This window comes from Rhodoferax sp. GW821-FHT07F03 (assembly GCF_059418745.1).
The window spans coordinates 248,268-268,941 of record NZ_JBWKQM010000009.1 but is presented as its reverse complement, the minus strand read 5'-3'; the positions used below and the strand labels follow the sequence as shown (position 1 = coordinate 268,941).

20 protein-coding genes are annotated in these 20,674 nt (G+C 63.5%); 17 read left to right on the top strand and 3 right to left on the bottom strand.

Annotated elements, in window-relative coordinates:
* From AC07R0_RS15905 to AC07R0_RS15885, 5 genes are all read left to right on the top strand, one after another.
* On the top strand, positions 1–1,029 hold the full coding sequence (locus AC07R0_RS15905; RefSeq protein WP_495105578.1) for a LacI family DNA-binding transcriptional regulator: 1,029 nt from the start codon (positions 1–3) through the stop codon (positions 1,027–1,029).
* 116 nt (positions 1,030–1,145) lie between these two features.
* The gene (locus tag AC07R0_RS15900; protein WP_495105577.1) at positions 1,146–2,171 is read left to right on the top strand and encodes an ABC transporter substrate-binding protein; all 1,026 of its coding nucleotides are present in this window, start codon (positions 1,146–1,148) and stop codon (positions 2,169–2,171) included.
* Positions 2,172–2,196: 25 nt separating this feature from the next.
* Positions 2,197–4,365, top strand: coding sequence for an ABC transporter permease (locus tag AC07R0_RS15895; RefSeq protein WP_495105576.1), 2,169 nt, complete (start codon positions 2,197–2,199; stop codon positions 4,363–4,365).
* Positions 4,362–5,438, top strand: coding sequence for an ABC transporter ATP-binding protein (locus AC07R0_RS15890; RefSeq protein WP_495105575.1), 1,077 nt, complete (start codon positions 4,362–4,364; stop codon positions 5,436–5,438). The genes AC07R0_RS15895 and AC07R0_RS15890 overlap by 4 nt, the downstream gene beginning before the upstream one ends.
* The gene (locus tag AC07R0_RS15885; RefSeq protein ID WP_495105574.1) at positions 5,435–6,232 is read left to right on the top strand and encodes an inositol monophosphatase family protein; all 798 of its coding nucleotides are present in this window, start codon (positions 5,435–5,437) and stop codon (positions 6,230–6,232) included. Before AC07R0_RS15890 ends, AC07R0_RS15885 begins: the two co-directional genes overlap by 4 nt.
* Positions 6,233–6,319: 87 nt before the next feature.
* On the opposite strand, the gene AC07R0_RS15880 is transcribed toward AC07R0_RS15885, so the two are convergent.
* Positions 6,320–6,625 (bottom strand): NIPSNAP family protein, encoded by a 306-nt coding sequence (locus AC07R0_RS15880; protein WP_495099706.1) that lies wholly within the window; start codon positions 6,623–6,625, stop codon positions 6,320–6,322.
* A gap of 21 nt (positions 6,626–6,646) precedes the next feature.
* Positions 6,647–7,459 carry a M48 family metallopeptidase gene (locus AC07R0_RS15875; protein WP_495105573.1) on the bottom strand — a complete coding sequence of 271 codons (813 nt, stop codon included), beginning with the start codon at positions 7,457–7,459 and terminating at the stop codon, positions 6,647–6,649.
* A 137-nt stretch (positions 7,460–7,596) separates the two neighbouring features.
* Between AC07R0_RS15875 and AC07R0_RS15870 the strand changes: the two genes are divergently transcribed.
* The 12 genes from AC07R0_RS15870 to AC07R0_RS15815 all read left to right on the top strand — a co-directional run bounded on the left by AC07R0_RS15870 (position 7,597) and on the right by AC07R0_RS15815 (position 20,213).
* On the top strand, positions 7,597–8,883 hold the full coding sequence (locus tag AC07R0_RS15870; protein ID WP_495105572.1) for an AmpG family muropeptide MFS transporter: 1,287 nt from the start codon (positions 7,597–7,599) through the stop codon (positions 8,881–8,883).
* A gap of 181 nt (positions 8,884–9,064) precedes the next feature.
* Positions 9,065–9,781, top strand: a complete 717-nt coding sequence (locus AC07R0_RS15865) for a response regulator (RefSeq protein ID WP_495099709.1) — start codon at positions 9,065–9,067, stop codon at positions 9,779–9,781.
* 81 nt (positions 9,782–9,862) lie between these two features.
* Entirely contained in the window at positions 9,863–11,179 is a 1,317-nt protein-coding gene (locus AC07R0_RS15860) for a sensor histidine kinase (RefSeq protein WP_495105571.1), read from the top strand.
* Positions 11,180–11,439: 260 nt separating this feature from the next.
* Entirely contained in the window at positions 11,440–12,231 is a 792-nt protein-coding gene (locus tag AC07R0_RS15855; protein ID WP_495105570.1) for a DUF2167 domain-containing protein, read from the top strand.
* Between the two features lie 2 nt (positions 12,232–12,233).
* Positions 12,234–12,956 carry a hypothetical protein gene (locus AC07R0_RS15850; RefSeq protein ID WP_495105569.1) on the top strand — a complete coding sequence of 241 codons (723 nt, stop codon included), beginning with the start codon at positions 12,234–12,236 and terminating at the stop codon, positions 12,954–12,956.
* Positions 12,953–13,267 carry a J domain-containing protein gene (locus AC07R0_RS15845; protein ID WP_495105568.1) on the top strand — a complete coding sequence of 105 codons (315 nt, stop codon included), beginning with the start codon at positions 12,953–12,955 and terminating at the stop codon, positions 13,265–13,267. The genes AC07R0_RS15850 and AC07R0_RS15845 overlap by 4 nt, the downstream gene beginning before the upstream one ends.
* The gene (locus tag AC07R0_RS15840; protein WP_495105567.1) at positions 13,264–13,968 is read left to right on the top strand and encodes a site-2 protease family protein; all 705 of its coding nucleotides are present in this window, start codon (positions 13,264–13,266) and stop codon (positions 13,966–13,968) included. Before AC07R0_RS15845 ends, AC07R0_RS15840 begins: the two co-directional genes overlap by 4 nt.
* A gap of 108 nt (positions 13,969–14,076) precedes the next feature.
* Positions 14,077–15,126: an L-glyceraldehyde 3-phosphate reductase gene (mgrA, locus tag AC07R0_RS15835; RefSeq protein WP_495105566.1), complete on the top strand. Its 1,050-nt coding sequence runs from the start codon at positions 14,077–14,079 to the stop codon at positions 15,124–15,126.
* A 295-nt stretch (positions 15,127–15,421) separates the two neighbouring features.
* Positions 15,422–16,582 (top strand): GGDEF domain-containing protein, encoded by a 1,161-nt coding sequence (locus tag AC07R0_RS15830; RefSeq protein ID WP_495105565.1) that lies wholly within the window; start codon positions 15,422–15,424, stop codon positions 16,580–16,582.
* A 3-nt stretch (positions 16,583–16,585) separates the two neighbouring features.
* Positions 16,586–17,770 carry a GGDEF domain-containing protein gene (locus tag AC07R0_RS15825; RefSeq protein ID WP_495105564.1) on the top strand — a complete coding sequence of 395 codons (1,185 nt, stop codon included), beginning with the start codon at positions 16,586–16,588 and terminating at the stop codon, positions 17,768–17,770.
* Positions 17,771–17,927: 157 nt separating this feature from the next.
* Complete coding sequence (locus tag AC07R0_RS15820) at positions 17,928–18,401, top strand: VOC family protein (RefSeq protein WP_495099718.1); 474 nt, start codon at positions 17,928–17,930, stop codon at positions 18,399–18,401.
* Between the two features lie 234 nt (positions 18,402–18,635).
* A complete protein-coding gene (locus AC07R0_RS15815; protein ID WP_495105563.1) occupies positions 18,636–20,213 on the top strand; it encodes an EAL domain-containing protein in 1,578 nt (525 codons plus the stop codon).
* A gap of 10 nt (positions 20,214–20,223) precedes the next feature.
* Here AC07R0_RS15815 and AC07R0_RS15810 read toward each other — a convergent pair whose 3' ends face one another.
* Positions 20,224–20,631, bottom strand: a complete 408-nt coding sequence (locus AC07R0_RS15810) for an SRPBCC family protein (RefSeq protein ID WP_495105562.1) — start codon at positions 20,629–20,631, stop codon at positions 20,224–20,226.
* Positions 20,632–20,674: the final 43 nt, after the last annotated feature.

Below are 20,674 nucleotides of genomic sequence, written 5' to 3'. Positions count from 1 at the left end.
ATGGCCACCGACAACCATTCGTCCTGGATCACCGCCGCCGACGTGGCGCGCAAGGCCGGGGTGTCGCGCTCGGCGGTATCGCGCACCTTCACAGAAGGCGCCAGCGTCTCGCCCGAAACCCGGGAAAAGGTGCAACGCGCCGCCGAGGCTCTGGGCTACCAGGTGAACATGCTGGCGCGCAGCATGATCCAACGCCAGAGCAATCTCGTCGGCGTGGTGGTCAAGGGCTTTAGCGACCCTTTTTTGCAGAGCCTGCTCGGGCCCATCACCCACCACCTGGCACTGCGCTCCTTGGCCCCGCTGCTGATGGACGCCAGCGAGCCAGAGCAGCTGGCCAAATCGCTGCGGCACCTGCTGCAGTACCGGATTGCCGGGGTCATCCTGACCTCGGGCACACCGCCCATAGAGCTAGCCCAGGAATACCTGCGGCTGCGCGTGCCCGTGGCCATGATCAACCGCTCGCCCGATCTGGAAGGTGTGGACGTAGTCAACAGCGACCACTTTGCCGGCGGTGCCATGGCAGCCCGCGCCCTGGTCGCGCAGGGTGCACGCAAGCTGGTCTTCCTCAGCTCCGTTACCGCCACCTACAGCGCCCGCATCCGTGGCGAGGGATTCGTGCAGACCCTGGCGCCTGCCGCGCAGCGCGGCGAGCTCAGCCTGCGCTGCGTGGACGCTCCCGCGGCCAGCTATGCCGGCGGCTTCGATGCCGTGCAGACGCTGCTATCCGACACGTCCACCCGGCCAGACGGCATCTTCTGCGCCAACGACGTGCTGGCCTGCGGCCTGGTGGACGGCGCACGCCAGCATATGGGGCTGCGGGTACCTGAGGATTTCCAGGTCATAGGCTTTGACGACATCCCCATGGCCAGCCTATCCGCCTACGCGCTGACCACCCTGCGCCAGGACGTGGATGCGCTGGCCCAAAGCGCAGTTACCTGTCTGGCCGAACGCATGGCCGAGCCCGACATGCCCGGTCGCACGCTGCAAGTGCCGGTCATGCTCATGGGCCGCAGCAGCACCCGCATCTAGCACTGACAACAGACGTCCCAGGGAAGACCCTAGTGCATGGTTTTCGTGCGTGATCTACATTGCACACGTGTGCAACGCGTTTGCACCCCTCTGCCATCGACCTTGGAGACACGAGCATGAAACGCAATACATCCCCCAAACTGGCGCTCGCCGCACTGCTGCTACTGCCCCTGGCCAGCCAGGCTGCAGACCGCCTCAACGTGCTGTGCGCAGCCGACAACGACTGGTGTGAGCTGATGCGCAACGCGTTTGAAAAGGAAACCCAGGTCGAGGTATCCATGGTGCGCAAAAGCGCAGGCGAAATCTTTGCCCAGATCCGCGCCGAAGCCAGCAACCCCAAGACCGACATCTGGTGGGCCGGCACCGGCGATCCGCATCTCCAGGCCGCAGCCGCCGGCTTCACCGAGGTCTATAAATCACCCCTGCTCGACAAGCTGCAGCCCTGGGCACAGAAGCAGGCCGAAATCTCCGGCTACCGCACGGTGGGCATCTATGCCGGCCTGCTGGGCATTGGCTACAACCCCGAGGTGCTGAAGCAGAAGAACATCGCTCCGCCCAAATGCTGGAAGGACTTACTGAACCCAGCCCTGAAGGGCGAGATCCAGATCGCCAACCCCAACTCCTCCGGTACCGCCTACGCCACTATCGCCACGCTGGCCCAGCTGCAGGGCGAGAACGAAGCCTTCGCGTTCATGAAGAAAATGAACGACAACGTGGGCCAGTACACCAAGAGCGGCTCGGCACCAGCCAAGGCGCTGGCCCGTGGCGAGACCGGCATAGGCATCACCTTCCAGCACGACCTGCTGAAGGAAACCATCGCCGGCTTCCCGGTGGAAGTGGTGTCGCCCTGCGAAGGCACAGGCTACGAGATCGGCTCCATGAGCCTGGTCAAGGGCGCAAAAAACATGGCCACTGCCAAGCGCTTCTATGAGTTCGCGCTGCGCGCCGATGTGCAGTCCCTGGCCGTCAAAGCCGGCTCCTACCAGGTGCCGTCCAACAAGGCCGCCACCATCCCCGCCAAGGCGCCGCGCCTGGAAACCGTCAAGACCATCAACTACGACTTCGCCAAATACGGCAGCGACGAAGTCCGCAAGCGTCTACTGAAACGCTGGGACGACGAGATCTTCTCGCTGTCGCGCTGATCCGCCCCCTGAAAGAAAGTTTGTGATGAAGTCTTTACGCGGCTGGCTCTGGCTGGCTTTGGTGGCAAGCGTGCTAGTGCCCTGGCATGTACAAGAAGCCGGCCTGTTTGGCGGCGAATGGCTGCAGGCCGGCTGGCCCGGCGATGTGCAGACCGCCGGCGCCTTGTGGCAGGTGCTAGGCCTGCAGCGCTACGGCCTGCTACCCCTGGTGCTATGGCCGGCACTGGTGGCCCTGGTCTGCCTGCTGCCCTTACAGCGCCGTGCCAAGGGCGCGGGACTGTGCGGGCTGGCCACCGCAGCCCTGCTGTGGCTGGCCTATCTAGGCTGGGGGCCAAGCGCCGCCGGTCTGCCCGGCCTGGGCTGGGGAGCATTGCTGTTAACCACCAGCGCCCTGTTTGTGCTCAGCACCGGCGCCGCCTGGATGGGCGCTTGTCGCGGCGATGTATTCGTCTGCGGTGTCATCGCCATGCTGGCGGCCCTGGTGGGCTTGTTCGTGATGTTCCCGGTGCTGCGCGTGCTGGCCGGCGCGTTTGAACAAGAGACCGGCTACAGCCTGCACGCCGCCTGGGCCCGCGTGGCCGATGGACGCATCTGGTCGCTGGCCTGCGTGGCCAGTGCCCGTGGTTGCGGCGTGGCCTGGAACACAGTCTTCCTGGCGCTCTGCACTGCCGCCGGCTCGACCCTGCTGGGCCTGACCTTTGCGCTGGTGGTCACACGCACCGGCTTCCGCTTCAAACGCATCCTGCGTGCGCTCACGGTGCTGCCCATCATCACGCCGCCCTTCGTCATTGGCCTGGCGCTGATCCTCTTGTTCGGCCGCAGCGGTGTGGTATCGGCCTGGGTAGCTTCCGTATTCCAGGTTCCCGCAGGGCGCGGCCTCTATGGCTTTTACGGCGTGTGGCTGGCGCAGCTACTGTCGTTCACGCCCATCGCCTTCATGGTGCTGATCGGCGTGGTGGAGGGCGTCAGCCCCTCGGTGGAAGAAGCCTCGCAAACCCTGGGCGGCTCGCGCTGGACCACCTTCTGGCGCGTCTCGCTGCCGCTGATGCGCCCGGGTCTGGCGAATGCCTTTCTGGTGGCCTTCATCGAGAGCATGGCCGACTTCGGCAACCCCATGGTGCTGGGCGGCAACTTTGGCGTGCTGTCCACCGAGATCTACTTCGCCATCGTCGGCGCGCAGAACGATGGCGGCCGCGCCGCCGGGCTGGGCCTGATACTGCTGGTGTTCGCCGTCAGCGCCTTCCTGGCCCAGCGCCACTGGCTGGGCAACAAGTCCTACACCACAGTGACCGGCAAGGCCGACAACGGCCAACACGCCGGACTGGACCGGCGCCTGTCGGCCGTGCTGGCGGTCATCGCCACGCTGTGGACCAGCTTCACCCTGGTGCTGTACGGCATGATCCTGGCCGGCGGCTTCGTCAACCAATGGGGCCGCGACAACAGCTTCACGCTGCGCCACTACGCCAGCGCCTTCGGCATCGAGACCGACGGCCACGGCCTGCGCTGGATAGGCACGGCCTGGGACTCGTTGTTCACCAGCCTGATGATTGCCGGCATCTCGGCGCCGCTGACCGCCGCCCTCGGCCTGGTCGCCGCCTGGCTGCTGGTGCGGCAAAAGTTTGCCGGCAAGGGTGCATTCGAATTTGCCACCATGCTGAGCTTTGCCATCCCTGGCACCGTCATCGGCATCAGCTACATCCTGGCCTTCAACGTGCCGCCGATCGAGTTGACCGGCACCGCCGCCATCCTGGTGCTGTGCTTTGTGTTCCGCAACATGCCGGTAGGCCTGCGTGGCGGCATGGCGGCCATGAGCCAGCTGGATCGCAGCCTGGATGAGGCCTCCACCATGCTGGGCGCCAACAGTTTCACTACCGCACGCCGCGTCATCCTGCCACTGATGCGGCCGGCGCTGAGCGCAGCCCTGGTGTACAGCTTTGTGCGCTCCATCACCTCGATCAGTGCGGTGGTGTTCCTGGTCAGCGCCAAGTACAACATGGCCACGGCCTACATCGTCGGCCTGGTGGAGAACGGGCAGTACGGCATTGCCATCGCCTATTCCAGCGCGCTGATCGTGGTGATGCTGGTGATCGTGTTGGCAGCACAGAGTCTGGTCGGCAAACGCCGACTGCGCAGAGTGGAACGGGTAGAGGGCGCCGCCCCTGCCCCGGTATTTTCTTTAAAGGTGGAATCATGAGCACTGCCGCAACGCAGGGCGCGCTGGTCTTCGAGCGCGTCACCAAACAATACGGCAAGGTCGTCGCCGTCAACGATGTGTCCTTCAGCATTCCGCAGGGCACGCTGGTCACCCTGCTCGGCCCCAGCGGCTGCGGCAAGACCTCCACGCTGCGGCTGATAGCCGGGCTGGAACATGTAAGCCAAGGGCGCATCTTCATCGCCGGCCAGGACGTAACCCAGCAGTCGGCCATCGAGCGCAACGTCAGCATGGTGTTCCAGTCGTACGCGCTGTTTCCGCACATGACGGTGCTGGAGAACGTGGCCTACGGCCTGGAGGTAGGCGGTGCCCGCAAGGCCGACGCGCGTGAGCAGGCCATGGAAGGCCTGCGCCTGGTCGGTCTGAACGACTTCGGCCCGCGCCTGCCCAGCGAACTCTCGGGTGGCCAGCAGCAACGTGTGGCCGTGGCCCGCGCCCTGGTGTTGAAACCCCAGGTGCTGCTGCTGGACGAACCGCTATCGAACCTGGACACCAAGCTGCGCCGCCGCGTACGCGAGGAAATCCGCGAGATCCAGCAGCGCCTGCAGCTGACCGCCGTCTACGTCACCCACGACCAGGAAGAAGCCCTGGCCGTGTCCGACCAGATCATCGTGATGAACAACCAGCGCATTGCCCAGCAGGGCACGCCGCGCGAACTGTTCGACACCCCGGCCGACGAGTTCGTGGCCGACTTCATCTGCGACGCCAACCGTGTGAGTGGCAGCGTGCGCGGCGCCCTGGCGGACGGCAAGGCCGACTGCCTGCTGGGCGGCCTGGCCGTGCCGCTGGCCAACCCACGCGCCTACCGCGGCGACATACGCATCGCCGTGCGACCGGACGCTGTGCAGCTCACGGCCGCTACCGGCAGCGACGCCCTGATCGGCCAGGTCCGCCACGCGGCCTTCCTGGGGACGGAGATGCAGTACGCCGTGGAGTCGCCGCTGGGCGAATTGTTTGTGCGCCAGACCGATATGCACCAGCCGCTGGCCGTGGGCGCGTCGGTCGGTATCCGCTTCGCCCAGCACGGAGTTTGCATCGTAGGAGGCCAAGCATGAGCACCGCTGCCATCGCCGCGCGCTACGCGCTGGCCCAGAGCATTGCCCGCCAGGCCGGCATGCAGGCCCTGGAATGGTTCCGCAAGCGCGACCAGTTGGTGATCGAGTCCAAGGGCTTGCAGGACATGGTCAGCGCCGCCGACAAGGACACCGAGCTGTATATCCGCGCCCAAGTGCTGGCGCAGTTTGCCGACGACGGCTTTCTGGGCGAAGAAGGCGGGCTGGACCGCGAGGACGCGGCCTATCTGTGGGTCATAGACCCGATCGACGGCACGGCCTGCTTCGTCAACGGCATGCATTCTTGGTGCCTGTCTATCGCCGTCACGCACCAAGGCAAGCCGGTGATTGGCGTGGTGTTCGACCCGAACAGCAATGAGATGTTCCACGCCTGCGACGGCCAGGGTGCTTTCGTCAACCAGCAGCCCATCCATGCGCACCAGGCCCACAGCATCACCGAAGGCGTGCTGGGCGTGGGCTTCTCACACCGCGTGCCGGTCAGCGCCTTTGTGCCGTTTCTGGGCCGGGTGCTGGAGGCGGGCGGCATGTTCATCCGCAACGGCTCGGGCGCGCTGATGCTGTCTTACGTGGCGGCCGGCCGGCTGATTGGCTACTACGAGCCGCACATCAACTCCTGGGACTGCCTGGCCGCCATCGTGCTGGTGCGCGAGGCCGGCGGCCAGGTGAATGACTTCCTGGCTCATAACGGGCTGCACAAGGGCAACCCCATCATCGCCGCTGGTACGCACATTTATGCGCCGCTGCTGGCACTGATAGACCCGACCACAGCAAGCTAGCGCCGCGCCGGTCTTGCTATCATAAAAAGAGCTGCTGGCGCAGGTAGTACCTGCGCCAGCAGCTCTTTTTATTTAAATTTTAAGAACTCAGGAAAACATGGGCCGGAAGAAGCTGCGCTCGTAGCTGAGGATGCAGCGCGTCTCTCCGGCATAGCGGAAGGCGGCCTGGCATTCCGGGTCCTGCAGGGACGCGGCGCGGTACACCTCGTACTCGGCCAGTGATGGGAACGTGAACATCGCCAGCGCGATATTGTTCGCCCCCTCGGAAGGAAGAAAGTAACCGTGGTGCTGGCCGCCAAATTTTTCCACCAGCGGAATCCACAGCTTGCCGTAATGCTCGAATTCGGCGAGCTTGTAGGGATCGATCACGTAACGCAGGTAGCAGGTCACCATCGCATAGGACTTTCAAAAACCTTAACTTTTCCTGGCCTGCTCGTACAGCGGCAGCACCTTGGGCAGATTCTTCTCGATCTGGGCGATGCGCGTACTGCTGGCCGGATGGGTGCTCAGCCATTGCGGCGGAGCCCCCGTATTCTGGGCGCTCATTTTCTTCCACAGGCTGATGCCGGCGCGCGGGTCAAAGCCGGCACGGGCTGCCAGCTCCAGGCCCACCAGGTCCGCCTCGGTTTCATCGGACCGGCTGAACTGCAGGTTCAGCAACTGGGCGCCACCGCCTATCACCTGCTGGCCCAGAGTGCCGGCACCCAGCAGCTGGCTGAGCAGATTCGCGCCCAGATTGGTGGCGGCGGACTTACCCATGCGTTCACGCGCATGCTCGCGCAGGGCGTGAGCGATTTCATGGCCCATCACGGCGGCGACTTCGTCGTCGTTGAGCTGCAGCTTGTCCAGAATGCCGGTGTAGAAGGCGATCTTGCCGCCGGGCATGCACCAGGCGTTGATCTGGCTGCTGCCGATCAGGTTGACCTGCCACTTCCAGTCCTTGGCGCGCGGGTTCCAGTCGGCGGTATACGGAATGATGCGCTGCGCAATGCGGCGCAAACGCACCAATTGCGGGTGATCGGCAGGTGCCAGCGCCTGCTTTTGCTGCGCCTGCTGCAAAGTCTGCTGGTATTGCAGCTTGGCGGTTTCCTCCACCTGGTCGGCCGACACCAGCTTGGAGAAGGCCGAGTTGCCCCCCACGTCCACGCCGTCGCGCGCCCACACCGAGGGTGTCTGCACCAAGGCCAGACCCAAGCAAAACGACATCCAACCTACTTTCAACTGCATTTGTAGTTACTTTCCATATTGCAAGCCATCTATAACGCAGCAAGTATTATTCCCGGATGACGTCCCCCTCTTCTGCCAGTACCCCGATCTCCCCTCAGCCAGAGCCTGCTTCCGCCCCGCGCCGCAAACGTTCAGCGATGGAGGTGCTGAGAGAACTCAGGCAGCCCAAGGTGGCGGTGATGCTGGCGCTGGGCTTTGCCTCGGGCCTGCCCTTTTTGCTGACCGCGAATACTTTTGGCTATTGGCTGCGGGACGACGGCACCAGCCTGGTGGCCATAGGCTTCATTTCCTGGGTTGGATTCGCCTATGCGTTCAAGGTGTATTGGTCGCCGCTGGTGGACCGCATTGACGTGCCGCTACTGGGCCGCCTGGGCCGGCGCCGCGGCTGGATGTTGCTGTGCCAGATTCTGGTCACCATCGGGTTGCTGGGCATGGCCATGGTGGGTACGGCGGGCGGGCTGGCCGCGATCGGCGCATTTGCCTTGTTGACGGCCTTTGCCTCGGCCACGCAAGACATCGCCATCGACGCCTGGCGTATCGAGTCGGCCGCTGACGCGGACGAAGTGGGCCTGATGACCTCGGCGGCGCAGGTAGGCTACCGCGTGGCCCTGCTCATCACCGATGCCTTGATCATCGCCGCCGCGGCCCGTGTCGGATGGAGCATGTCGTATGTGGGCATGGCGGTGCTGATGGCGCTATGCATGGTGGCAACCCTGTACGCCTCCGAGCCGGCGCGTGCCGATGTGGTGCTGCAGCAGAGGCCCTCGCTGTGGACCTTGCGCGGCCTGGCTGATGCCATCGTCGGACCGTTCGTCGATTTCTTCGCCAAGCACAAGGTCGCCGGACTGGTCATGCTGTTGATGGTGGCGCTGTACCGCCTGCCCGACTTTGTGATGGGGCCGATGTACAACCCGTTCTACCATGACCTCGGCCTCGCCAAAGACACGGTAGCCTGGGTGCGCGGCTCCTTTGGCCTGGTCACCACCTTCCTGGGCATCGCGGCGGCCGGCATCAGCGCCATCCGGCTGGGCTTGTTGCCCACCCTGGTCGCCGGGCTGGTGCTCGAAGGCTTCGGCACGGCGGCATTCGCCTTGCTCAGCTTCCATGCCAGCACCGAGGTTTTTGCCGCGGTGATGGCGCTGGATGCATTTGCACAGGCCTTTGCCGGCGTCGCCCTGGTGACCTATATGTCCAGCCTGACCAGCCTGGGCTACACCGCCACGCAGTACGCCATGCTGTCCTCGACCTACGCGTTGCTGGGCAAGTTCCTGAAAGGATTCTCCGGAATTGCCGTCGAAACGCTCACGCCCACCTATGGCCTGCTGGGCGCCTACGCCACGGCCTTCGTGGCCACTGGCCTGACCGCCATCCCGCCCATGCTGCTATTGCTGCTGCTGTGGCGTATGCAGCGGAACAAAGGCTGATACGGCAAAAACCGTCTCTAGCGCAGAAGGAGCAAGCGCCGGAAGCTATTTATTTGATAGCAATTTGGATGTAAAGTATTTACCTATCTTTACGGTGGCTACAACCCATATTGGCGGCAAAGGCGCACCATCGTGCTTTACAAATGCTTTCCCAACGGCCAGACCACTTAACGGATACCCCATGAGCGCAAACCTGCTAATGATCGAAGACGACACCCGCCTGGCCAGCATGGTCGGCGAGTTCCTGGGCCAGTCCGGCTTCAACGTGTCGCACCAGCCTACGGCCATGGGCGGTCTGGCGCAGTTGCAGGGCCAAAGCGGCCCGACCCGTCCCGATCTGGTGATCCTGGACCTGATGCTGCCCGACCTGGACGGCCTGGAAGTATGCAAACGCATCCGCAACAGCACGGGAGACATCGCCCAGGTGCCAGTGCTGATGCTGACCGCCAAGGGCGACCCGCTGGACCGCATCATCGGCCTGGAACTGGGTGCCGACGACTACCTGCCCAAGCCCTTCGAGCCACGCGAACTGCTGGCGCGCATCCGCGCCATCCTGCGCCGCCAGGGCGACACTGCCAACACCGCCAACAAAGTGCTGCGCTTCGGCTCGCTGGAGATCGACCGCGACGCGCGCTCCGTTACCGTCAACGGCCAGCCGGCCGACCTGACCTCTTACCAATTCGACTTGCTGGTAGCGCTGGCCGAACGTGCCGGCCGCGTGCTGACGCGCGACCAGATCATGGAAGCCGTGCGCGGTCGCGAACTCGAGGCCTTTGACCGCTCCATCGACGTGCACATGGGCCGCATCCGCGCCGCCATCGAGACCGACTCCAAGAACCCGCGCCGCATCGTCACAGTACGCGGCGCCGGCTACGTCTTCGCCAAACAGCAAGACTAGCCCGCCGTCCGGTTCTCTCTGCGGTGCCGCACAGAAGCGCGGTACATTTTGCGGCTCCACAGCCGACCGGATAGAACTGAGATGGACTACGTCCCGATGCAACCCTCCCTGCCCTCACTGCTGCAGCGCCTGTATGTGCGCATCTGGCTGGCTGTGCTGCTGGCCCTGGCCGTGCTGATGCTGCTGGTCGGCCTGGCCTGGCGCATGGCAGCCGACCCGCCGCTGCACGACCTGGTGATACGCAACCGGGCCGGCGAAATCATCGGCAAGGGCACGACCCGCCAACTGCGCGTCTCGCCCGACGGCCTGCAGATCGTCCCGCCCGCCAGCGCCCCGGCAACCCCGGCCTTACCGGACGACGGTGAAGACCTGACAGAGTTGCCCCCACCTTCGCCCGAAACCATGGACAACCGCGGCCCCGAATTCGTGGTCCGCATGCACGACGGCCAGCGGGTGCTGATCCACCTGCCGCGCCCGGCGCGCACCTGGTGGCTGCGGCCGCCGTTCGGCTTCTTCTGGACGCTGGGCATGGTCGGCATTGCCATGGCACTGGCCATGTACCCCATCATCCGACGCCTGACACGGCGGCTGGAATCGCTGCAACGCAGCGTGGAGCAATGGGGCACCGGTGACCTGTCGGTACGCGTGCCCATCCATGGCCGCGACGAGGCCGGCCTGCTGGCGCAGCGCTTCAACACCGCCGCCGAACGCATCGAAACCCTGGTGGCATCGCACAAAACCCTGCTGCAGTCGCAAAAGTCGCTGCTGGCCAATGCCTCGCACGAACTGCGCTCGCCGTTGACGCGCATCCGCATGGGCATCGAGCTGATGGGCTCCTCGCCCTCCCCGGCTTTCAAAAATGAGATCAGCCGCAACATCGCCGAGCTGGACCAGCTGGTGGACGAAATCCTGCTGGCCAGCCGGCTAGACGCCAAGGAAGCCGACCTAGGCACGGTGGAAGAGGTGGACCTGACCGGCCTGGTGGCCGAAGAATGCGCCCGCACCGATGCCTCGTTCGAGGTCGGCGTGGAAGGCGAGCCCGACCAAAGCTACGAGGTACAGGGCGTGGCCAAGCTGCTGCGCCGCGCCGTACGCAATCTGCTGGAAAACGCCCGCCGCTACACCAGTGGCGAGGTGGACGTCACCCTGCAGCGGCACGGCGGCAACGCGGTGCTGCGCGTGTTCGACCGCGGCCCCGGCGTACCGGCCGAGCTGCGCGAACGCATCTTTGAGCCCTTCTACCGCCTGCCCGGCGCCAGCGAACGCGATGGCGGTGTAGGCCTGGGCCTGGCCCTGGTCAAGTCCATCGCCGAACGCCACGGTGGCAGCGTCCGCTGCGAAGGCCGCGAAGGCGGTGGCGCCTGCTTTGTCATAGAACTACCCCGCCCCACGGCCTGAAGACGCCATTTGCCACCACTAACTTAGCACCTCCTAAATGCTGGGCGCGCTAGGCTGTGTTTTCATTCAAAAGAATGAGCACCTGCTCCATTCCCTTCGTTCCTTCAGATCCGCCGGTCAATAATCTGCTGCGTCATTTACAAATAGACACAAGTGCTCCGAGTGGACAAATGCAATGCAGCCACTCGAGGCCCATACAGCATGATTGGGGAAATATGTTGAGATTCAGGCACGCCGCTCTAGCGATAGCTATTCTGACCTTGGGTACCTTGACGCAAGCTGCCACCTCTGAAGACCCGAACGCCGCCCTCAAGGCCCTGGCCTGGCAAAACGGCCCGGTTACCGCCGCGTTGGAAGACAAGGCCGAACTGAAGATACCCAAAGACTCGCAATTCCTGGATACCACCAATGGCTCCAAGTTTCTGGAGCTGACGGGCAATCTGCCCTCGGCCGAAAACATCCTGATGGGCAATTCTTGGTGGGCCGCATTCTCATTCGACCCGGCCGGCTACGTGAAAGACGACGAGAAGATCGATGCTGACGAACTGCTCAAGCAGCTCAAGAGCCACGACGGCCCCAGCAACGAAGAGCGCCGCAAACGTGGCATGCCTGATCTGTATACCGACGGTTGGTACATTCCCCCGCACTACGACCCCACCACCAAGCACCTGGAGTGGGCGCTGCGGCTACGCTCTGCCAGCCACGACCGGCCCATCATCAACTACACCGTACGCTTGCTGGGCCGCACAGGCTACGAAAGCGCGGTGCTGGTATCCAGCCCCGAAACACTGGACGCAGATGTCAAGGAATTCAAGTCCGTGCTGACAGGCTTCGAGTTCAAAGCCGGCGAAAAGTACTCTGAATTCAAGTCCGGTGACCGCATTGCCCAATTCGGCTTGGCGGCCCTCGTCGCCGGCGGCGCAGCCGCAGTGGCCACCAAGACCGGCTTCTGGAAGGTGCTGGTAGGCGTTCTGGCGGCCTCCTGGAAGCTGGTGGCTGCTGCGGCCGCAGTGTTCCTGGGCAGCATAGGCAAGCTGTTCAAGCGCAAATAGGCGTGGATGCCGCTTCGGCGCTGATGCTGCTGGCATTGGCTCTCTACCTCTACGACTCGGCACGACTGTTGTCGGGAAACCAGGCCGTGCTGGTACACAGGCGTGCCGGCTGGCTGGCCGCCTTTGGCTCGCAGCGCTGGAAGATACGCGGCCGCGAACCTTACCTGCCCAACCCACTCACGCCGCACCGGCAGTTGTTCGTGCTGCGCTGGCGCTTTGCCGGTACGACACAAGTCCGCGCCACACCACGGGTGCTGGACACTTTACCGGCGCTGCGGGTATTCACTCCATGGATCTGGCTGTCGGCCGCCTGTCTTTTCGTAGGCCTACCGCTGGGGCTGTTCACCCGCGCCGGGCTGTGGGCCGTGGTGCCGGCGCTAGCCCTGATGTACCTGAGCAATGCCACTGCGCTGCTGCTGCTGTGGCGTCGACGGCACACGCTGGGCCTGCAAAACGGACCATTTGGCACGCTGGCATTCGAATGCCTGAGCTGCCCGCCGTTCGCATTGAACCTGGTGCGCAAGCTATGCGCCACCCAGCCGGTGGTGGAAGACTTCGAAGCCGCCTGCCTGCGCCTGCTAGACCCGACGACCCTGACGCAAGTGAAGGCGCAATGCCTGCTGCGACTAGACGAGCAGATCGCCTGCGAAGACGAAGCCAGCTCCGAAATGCCCGCTCTGCTGAATGCGCGCCTACGATTTGCTCCTGCAGAGGACGCTCCTTGAGTACCACAGAAATCATCATCGTCATCGGTGGCCTGGTACTGGGCTACTGGGTGGTCTCGCTGTTTACCGCCAAAGCGCCCAGCCACGTGGCGCCCGCCTCCCTGGACCCGCCCTGGCACCAGGTACTGGAACTGTCACCCGACGCCAGCCTGGAAGACATCCGCAACGCCTACCGCCGGCTGATGGGTGAATACCACCCCGACAAGGTGGCCTCCCTGGGCAGCGAATTACAGGCCCTGGCGGAGCGTAAAAGCAAACAAATCGGCGCGGCCTACCAGGCGGCACTACAGCAGCTCGGGGCTAGCGCATGAAGTTCCTGCTGGCCTTGCTATTCGCGGGTAAGCTGGGCAAATTGCTGGTGTCCAGCGGCAGCATGCTGGTGTCGGTTTTCGTCTACAGCATGCACTATGGCTGGCCCTATGCCCTGGGCTTCATCGGCCTGCTGTTCCTGCACGAGATGGGCCATTACATCGCCGCGAAAAAGCGTGGCCTGGAAGTGGGCATGCCGGTCTTCATTCCATTTGTCGGCGCCTGGATCTCGCTCAAAACCACCCAGCTCGACCCGGAAACTGAGGCCTATGTCGGCCTAGCTGGACCCATGCTGGGCACCGCCGGCGCCTTTCTATGCTATCTCTATGCCCGCGAGAACGGCCAGGCATTGTGGATGGCGATTGCCTACGCGGGCTTCGTGCTGAACTTGTTCAACCTGATTCCCCTGACTCCGCTGGATGGAGGACGCATCGTCTCTGTCATCTCGAACAAACTGTGGCTGCTGGGCATGCCCCTGCTGTGCGCGGTGTTCTGGTGGAGGCCCAGCCCTCTCCTTGTCGTCATAGCCATCCTGGCGCTACCCAAAGTATGGTCAGCCTTGAAGGGCAAAGCCCCGACAACCCAGGAAATTGCCTCACCGCAGGTCAAGCTGCAATACGGCCTGCACTACCTGCTGCTGGTCGCCGTGCTGGCCCTGCTGGCCATGGACGCCCACGAAAGACTCGGCCAGTTGCGAACTTGAGCCCCCCGGAGCCGAGTCCCCCGCCAGGGCATAGTGCGGCTGCCGCACAAATGGTGGCGATCCTTCCTAGAATGCCTGCTCCGCTTACAACAGCCTTGGAGACAGAACATGACCTACCACGCCGCAACCGACCGCTACGACGACAAAATGCCGTACCGCCGTTCTGGGCGCAGCGGCCTGCAGCTACCTGCCATCACCCTGGGCCTATGGCACAACTTTGGCGACACCACGCCACTGGTAACCCAGCGCGCCATGCTACGTACAGCGTTTGACCTGGGCATCACCCACTTCGACCTGGCCAACAACTACGGCCCACCCTACGGCAGCGCCGAGACCAATTTCGGCGAGCACATGCGCCGCGACTTCAGGCCTTACCGCGACGAGCTGGTGATCTCCAGCAAGGCCGGCTACGACATGTGGCCCGGCCCCTACGGCCAGGGCGGCGGTGGCCGCAAGTACGTGCTAGCCAGCCTGGACCAAAGCCTGCAGCGCATGGGCCTGGACTATGTGGACATCTTTTATTCGCACCGCTTCGACCCCGACACCCCGCTGGAAGAAACCATGGGCGCGCTGGCCACGGCCGTACAGCAGGGCAAGGCACTGTATGTGGGCCTGTCCAGCTACTCGGCCGGCAAGACCCGCGAGGCCTCTGCCATCCTCAAGCAGATGGGCGTGCCCTGCCTGATCCACCAGCCGTCCTACAGCATGCTGAACCGCTGGATCGAAGAAGAGCTGCTGGACACCCTGGGTGACCAGGGCATAGGCTGCATCGCCTTCAGCGCGCTGGCCCAGGGCCTGCTGACCAACAAGTACCTGAACGGCGTGCCCGCCGACGCACGCATCAACCGCCCCGGCGGCAGCTCGTTCAAGCAAGATCACCTGAGCCCGCAGAACCTGGCCCATGTGCGCGCACTGAACGAGATGGCCCTGGCCCGTGGCCAAAGCCTGGCGCAGATGGCCACCGCCTGGGTGCTGCGCGACCCGCGCGTCACCTCGGCCCTGATCGGCGCCAGCCGCCCAGAGCAGATCGTGGAACTGGCCGGTGCGCTGAAGAACGCGCACTTCAGCACCGAAGAACTCACCGCGATCGACCAGCATGCAGTGGACGGCGGCATCAATCTGTGGAAAAAACCCTCTACGGACCAACGCCTGTCTTGAGAAACTGTTCACGGTCTATTTAAGGGTCCAAATAGACCGTGTTTCGCAAATGCAGCTTCATGCTGCATTGCAGCCGCCAAGCCGTGGCACGGCGGGCTTTGTCGCGAAACTGTCATCCAGCAATCCAGGGCTCATTGGGCAGGCCCCATGCACAGCCCAAATGCTGTGTTGCAGCACATCCAGTCATCACAATTGGCTCTTAAAATCATAGCCAGGAGACGCTGTCCCGGATGTGTAGCGCGTACGTCCTGCCGCCCGCAATATCGCCCCATCCGCATTTGGCGAACACAAGGACATGGCGTTCGAGATCGAGTTACGTACGGTTTTATTGCTCAACACCACCTCCCTGTTCATAGGTGGACTGGTGTTCATGCATGTACGCAAGCAATCGCACGAGAGCAAGCGCGTGAGCTTGGGCCTGCTGGCCGCCAGCTTTTTGTTGCTGGCTGCGGGTGCAACCATTGCGGGCATGACGGACCATCTTCCAGTGGCCATGGCCGTATGGCCGCACCTGAGCTTGTTATTTGGCACACTGGGATACACGCTGATGTGGGGTGGCTTCAACACACTGGCAGGTACTGGAAACTGGCAGCAAGAACGGTGGATGCTGCTTCTGCCGGTGGCTATCGCGCTGTTAGGCGGGCTCACCGGATTTCCACAGAACAATCTGTTGCGTGCCAGCACTTACCATAGCTACGCAATAGTTGCGCTGCTGTCTTCCGCCTACAGCATGCTGCGGCAAAACCGCATCGATCCCTTGCCGAACAGGCCGCTACTTGCCAGCAGCTTGGTGGCAAGCGCCTTGGTCTACATGCTGAACATCGTCAACCTGCACCAGGAAACCGAAATTCTGCTCAACGTGGCGGATGCCTTCTTTGTTGAAATTGTCTGCGGCTTTGCCATGTGCCTGCTGACCATCTCGTTGGTCAACGACCGCACCCAGGTGCGATTGAAGAAGATGGCCCAGACCGACCCACTGACCGGCGCAGGCAACCGGCGCAGCTTCCTGGGCCGGCTCCCAGCACACCCTGTGTCAGGGGCCGCCATGCTGCTGATCGACCTGGACCACTTCAAGCGCATCAATGACCAGTTTGGCCACGCTACCGGCGACGCTGTGCTGGTGGCATGCGCCCATCGCATCCAGAGCATGTTGCCCCCAGAGGCGGTGTTCGCGCGCTACGGAGGAGAGGAGTTTGTGCTCTACCTGCCCCGGACAAACACCGCTGAAGCGCAGGCCATCGCCGAAGGCCTGCGCCTGGGCCTGGCGGCACTGGCATGCGAAAACAAAGGGCAGCCCGTGCCTGTCTCGGCCAGCTTCGGTATCGCCATTACCAACGCGCAAGATACCCATTGGCACGCGGTCCTGCACCGGGCCGACCAGGCCCTGTATGCCGCCAAAGCCGCAGGCCGCAATTGCGTGCGCCTGCATGGACAGTTCATGCCCATGGCTACATAAAAAATGGCTGCCAGTTTAGAGATCCACCTGCCCACGGTGCTATTCCTGCACCAGACTTCCTTCATGCTGGGGGCGCTGGTGTTCGTGCAACTGCGCAGGCAATCCTCGGGCACACAGGGCATCGGCCTGCTGGCCCTGGCCTTTGTTTTCTTGGCGGGGGGGTATACCTTCACATCCGCCATCACACATCCAGGCCGAATAGATTTGCCAACCATGGTGCGGCCGCATATCAGCCTGCTGTGCACCATGTTGGGCTACAGCCTGCTATGGGCCAGCTACGCCGAACTGGCAGGACGCTGGCGCTGGAAACAGACCCGCCTGGTCCTGTTGCTGCCCCTGGGCGTGGCTCTGCTGGGGCTTGCCACCGGCTTCCCTTACGAAGCCAAGTTACGCGGCCTTACCTACTATGCTGGCGCCATTCTGGGCCTGACACTGACCGGGTACGGCATCTTGCGTAACGGGCGGCTGGAACCCTTGCCGTCGCGTAAGCCCCTGGCCATATGCATGCTGCTGGGAGCGCTTTTTTACCTGATACGGGTGCTCAGCATCTTCCGCGGATCTGACCTTCTGGGCAATGTTGCGGACACTTTCTTCATGGAGATCCTGTGCAACTTCGGCATCGCCTTGTTGACGGTCACCCTGGTGAACGAGCGCTCGCAGCTACACCTGCAACGCATGGCCCAGACAGACCCACTCACCGGAGTGGGCAACCGGCGCTGGTTCTTGGCCCAGTTGCCCAAACAGCCGGCAGCAGGCGCCGCCTTGGTGCTGATGGACCTGGACCATTTCAAGCAAATCAACGACCGCTACGGCCATGCGACGGGTGACGAAGTGCTGGTCAGCTGCGCGCAGTACATCCAGAGCATGCTGCGCGAACACGACGCTTTTGCACGCTACGGCGGAGAAGAATTCGTGCTCTACCTGCCCGAGGTGTCGGTGGATGCAGCCCTGCAGGTGTGTGACCGCTTGCGCCGCGGTATAGCCACCCTGGTCTGTGAAAGCCAGGGCCAGCGCGTGCCCATCTCGGCCAGCATGGGCGTGGCCCTGGCCTCGGCCCAGGACCCGCACTGGCAAGCCGTGCTGCACCAGGCCGACCAGGCACTGTACGCGGCCAAAGCCGCTGGGCGCAACCGCGTGCACCTCCATGGCCAAACGGTGCCCGCATTGGCGCATGGAGTCAGCCCCTAGAAGCCTGTGGCTCTGCCTGGCAGGTACTGCACCACACCGTTACCGGCTATACAAACGGTAGCAATAAAACAGCCACTTGCGGTCCGCCAGGGCGCTACAGTCCTGAGGTTGAGGGAGTATTTCGCACCCTGCATACCCGCGACTGGAGGTAATTTCCATGCAGAAAATCGGGCCTTGCCTGTGGTTTGACGGAGCCGCCGAAGAGGCGGCGGAGTTTTATGTATCCGTCTTTCCCAACGCACGCATCGTCAGCACCACGCACTACGTGGAAAGTACGCACCGGCCCATAGGCTCGGTCATGACGGTGGAGTTTGTGCTGGATGGCCAGGAGTTTGTGGCCCTGAACGGCGGCCCGTATTTCAACTTCTCCCCGGCGATCTCCATGGTCGTGCCCTGCGACACCCAGGCCCAGCTGGACCATCTGTGGAGCCAGCTGATGGTCGGCGGCCACGCCCAGCAATGCGGCTGGTTGACCGACAAGTTCGGCGTGTCCTGGCAGATCGTGCCCAAAACCCTGACTGCCATGATGCAGGGCGACGACACCGCCGCCGCCCAGCGCGCAGTTGCCGCCATGCTGCAAATGGTCAAGCTGGACATCGCCGCGCTGGAGCAGGCCTACCATAGCGTCTGAGACCCCCGCACCCATTCATACTCATTTTTTGATAGCTGCCTACGCAGAATCCACCTGCGCCATCGGCATGTCCACTCCTAAAATCCGGCGGCATATTCCGCACAGGCGCGCACCGCCTGGGAGCGGAATAAATGTGTTGATAATGCATCAGCTCTGCGCCGGGGCGGCACCCGGCCAGCGCGACCAATAGCCGTAAGGGGAGCCCACCATGCCGGGACGATGGAATACGCAGCCATGCCTGTCTTAAGGCGTACGCTTGGGCGCCGCCCCCGGTTGGTTGGCAGCCTGAGCGGCTGCGTCCTGGCGTTGGCCATGGGCCTGGCGATCGTGCTGGCAGGCATCGGGCTGCGCGTGCGTGAGATCGACCGCGGCCATGCCACGCTATTCCGCGCCATGGAGAACCGGCGCGTAGAAGTCACTGCACTGCTGCAGGAGCTCAACAGCATCTACCCCGCAGACTGCACCGCTGACAACCGCACCAAACTACGCAGCCTGCTGTTCAAACACCGGGTGGTGGGTGACATCGGCATCCTCGACAGCCAGCGCCAATTGGTCTGCAGCACCAGCCTGGGCGACATCTACCCGCCGCTGGCACCCAATACCGGTGGTCTGCAGGGCGAGGCCGGCCACTACTACCTGAACGCCCCCTTGCCGCTGGCCGACGAAACCGTATTCGTCACCCTGGTGGAGCGCGGCCCCTTCCAGGTCGCACTGGACGACAACGCCACCCGCGATGCCAAACTGCAGCACAGCGACACGCTGTGGGCCGGCCGCGGCGCCGAACGCACCCAGGTATTCCGTGGCGAACACGCCAACCTGACCAGCCCCCAAGTCGGCCCCAACACGCCGCACCTGCAGCTCGACACCCACAGGGCTGTGCTGCTGGTCAGCAACACCCTGCCCAACTTTGTCCAGCTCTCGGCACAGTCGGTGCTGCAGCTGCGCGAGCTATTGGCCGACTACTGGGCCCTGCTGCTGGGCGCTCTGGGCCTGTGTGGGCTGCTGGGCCTTCTGGTCGCCGATGTGGTGACCCGGCGCTGCCGGCACTACCAGTCCATGGACTACCGCATCCGCCACCTGTGCCGGCCCGACAACGTGGTCTGCCACTATCAACCCATCCGCGACCTGGCCAGCGGACGCACCATAGGCTGCGAGGTACTGGCCCGGCTGCAGGACCGCAAAAAGCTGGTCTACCCCGACCAATTCATACCCGCGCTGGTACGGCAAAACCTGGGCTGGGCGTTTGACACCGCCATCAGCGCCTGTGCCCTGCGCGAACTGGGTGCAGCCCTGCCCGCGCAAACCGACTTCAAGATCGCGCTGAACTTCTTCCCCAACAATCTGCAACGCGACCGGGTCCATGCACATCTGCAAGCCGTCATGCATACCACCGGCCGCAAGGACCTGCGGGTCGAGCTGGAGGTGACCGAATACAACTTCTCGCCCGAGATCGTGCCCGAGCTGCAGCGCCTCAAGGCCGACGGCTACCTGATCGCCATCGACGACTTCGGCACCGGCTATTCCAACCTGGGCATGGTCAAGCGCGTGGCACCCGACTTCCTGAAGATCGACAAGTCCTTTGTGTTCGAGATGGAAGACGCCAGCCTGCGCTCCAGCCTGATCCCCGAGATCGTCGCCATCGCCAAGGCGGTGGACAGCAAGGTCGTCGCCGAGGGCATTGAAAACGCCGCCCAGGCGGCCCAGCTCAGCGCGCTGGGCGTGCAGTACGGCCAGGGCTACTACTTCGCCAAGCCCATGCCGCTGCAGGCCTTTCTTGACTACCTGGCCGCGGAAAACCGCACGGCCAGCTGATGGTGCAAGTTCAGGCCAGGGCTTCCACGTGGCGTGCGAAGTTGCCCAGAATGGCCTGCCAGCCCTGCTCTTGCTGCTCGACGGAGTAGGTAGATTCGGCGTCGAAAGTCACGCGCACCTGTACGCCGCCCGCGCCCTCGGTAAACGTGACCTGGGCCGTGCGGTCGCCAAACGCATATTCGATCAGCGCATGCTTAACGATCTTGGTGTAAGTGCCCGCAAAATCAAAACCCATGCTGCCGTCCTTGGCCTCCATGCGCGACGAGAAGGCGCCACCCTCGCGCAAATCCACGTGGGCTGTGGTGGTGTGCCAGTCCGGTGACGCAGCATTCCACTGCACGATGTCCGCTGGCGTCGTGTAGGCACGCCACACTTTCTCGATGGGGGCTGCAACCGTGGTTTCAACACTGATTTTCATAATGCAATTTCGGTGGGTTGGCGAAAAACAATAGTGCCACAGA

Bases quoted from the DNA above. Each gene is read 5' to 3' on its own strand.
- AC07R0_RS15810 (WP_495105562.1), bottom strand. From the start codon at position 20,631: ATGAAAATCAGTGTTGAAACCACGGTTGCAGCCCCCATCGAGAAAGTG.
- mgrA (WP_495105566.1), top strand. From the start codon at position 14,077: ATGACCTACCACGCCGCAACCGACCGCTACGACGACAAAATGCCGTAC.
- AC07R0_RS15905 (WP_495105578.1), top strand. From the start codon at position 1: ATGGCCACCGACAACCATTCGTCCTGGATCACCGCCGCCGACGTGGCG.
- AC07R0_RS15860 (WP_495105571.1), top strand. From the start codon at position 9,863: ATGGACTACGTCCCGATGCAACCCTCCCTGCCCTCACTGCTGCAGCGC.
- AC07R0_RS15815 (WP_495105563.1), top strand. From the start codon at position 18,636: ATGCCTGTCTTAAGGCGTACGCTTGGGCGCCGCCCCCGGTTGGTTGGC.
- AC07R0_RS15830 (WP_495105565.1), top strand. From the start codon at position 15,422: ATGGCGTTCGAGATCGAGTTACGTACGGTTTTATTGCTCAACACCACC.
- AC07R0_RS15875 (WP_495105573.1), bottom strand. From the start codon at position 7,459: ATGCAGTTGAAAGTAGGTTGGATGTCGTTTTGCTTGGGTCTGGCCTTG.
- AC07R0_RS15900 (WP_495105577.1), top strand. From the start codon at position 1,146: ATGAAACGCAATACATCCCCCAAACTGGCGCTCGCCGCACTGCTGCTA.
- AC07R0_RS15870 (WP_495105572.1), top strand. From the start codon at position 7,597: ATGGAGGTGCTGAGAGAACTCAGGCAGCCCAAGGTGGCGGTGATGCTG.
- AC07R0_RS15840 (WP_495105567.1), top strand. From the start codon at position 13,264: ATGAAGTTCCTGCTGGCCTTGCTATTCGCGGGTAAGCTGGGCAAATTG.
- AC07R0_RS15825 (WP_495105564.1), top strand. From the start codon at position 16,586: ATGGCTGCCAGTTTAGAGATCCACCTGCCCACGGTGCTATTCCTGCAC.
- AC07R0_RS15865 (WP_495099709.1), top strand. From the start codon at position 9,065: ATGAGCGCAAACCTGCTAATGATCGAAGACGACACCCGCCTGGCCAGC.
- AC07R0_RS15890 (WP_495105575.1), top strand. From the start codon at position 4,362: ATGAGCACTGCCGCAACGCAGGGCGCGCTGGTCTTCGAGCGCGTCACC.
- AC07R0_RS15880 (WP_495099706.1), bottom strand. From the start codon at position 6,625: ATGGTGACCTGCTACCTGCGTTACGTGATCGATCCCTACAAGCTCGCC.
- AC07R0_RS15820 (WP_495099718.1), top strand. From the start codon at position 17,928: ATGCAGAAAATCGGGCCTTGCCTGTGGTTTGACGGAGCCGCCGAAGAG.
- AC07R0_RS15885 (WP_495105574.1), top strand. From the start codon at position 5,435: ATGAGCACCGCTGCCATCGCCGCGCGCTACGCGCTGGCCCAGAGCATT.
- AC07R0_RS15895 (WP_495105576.1), top strand. From the start codon at position 2,197: ATGAAGTCTTTACGCGGCTGGCTCTGGCTGGCTTTGGTGGCAAGCGTG.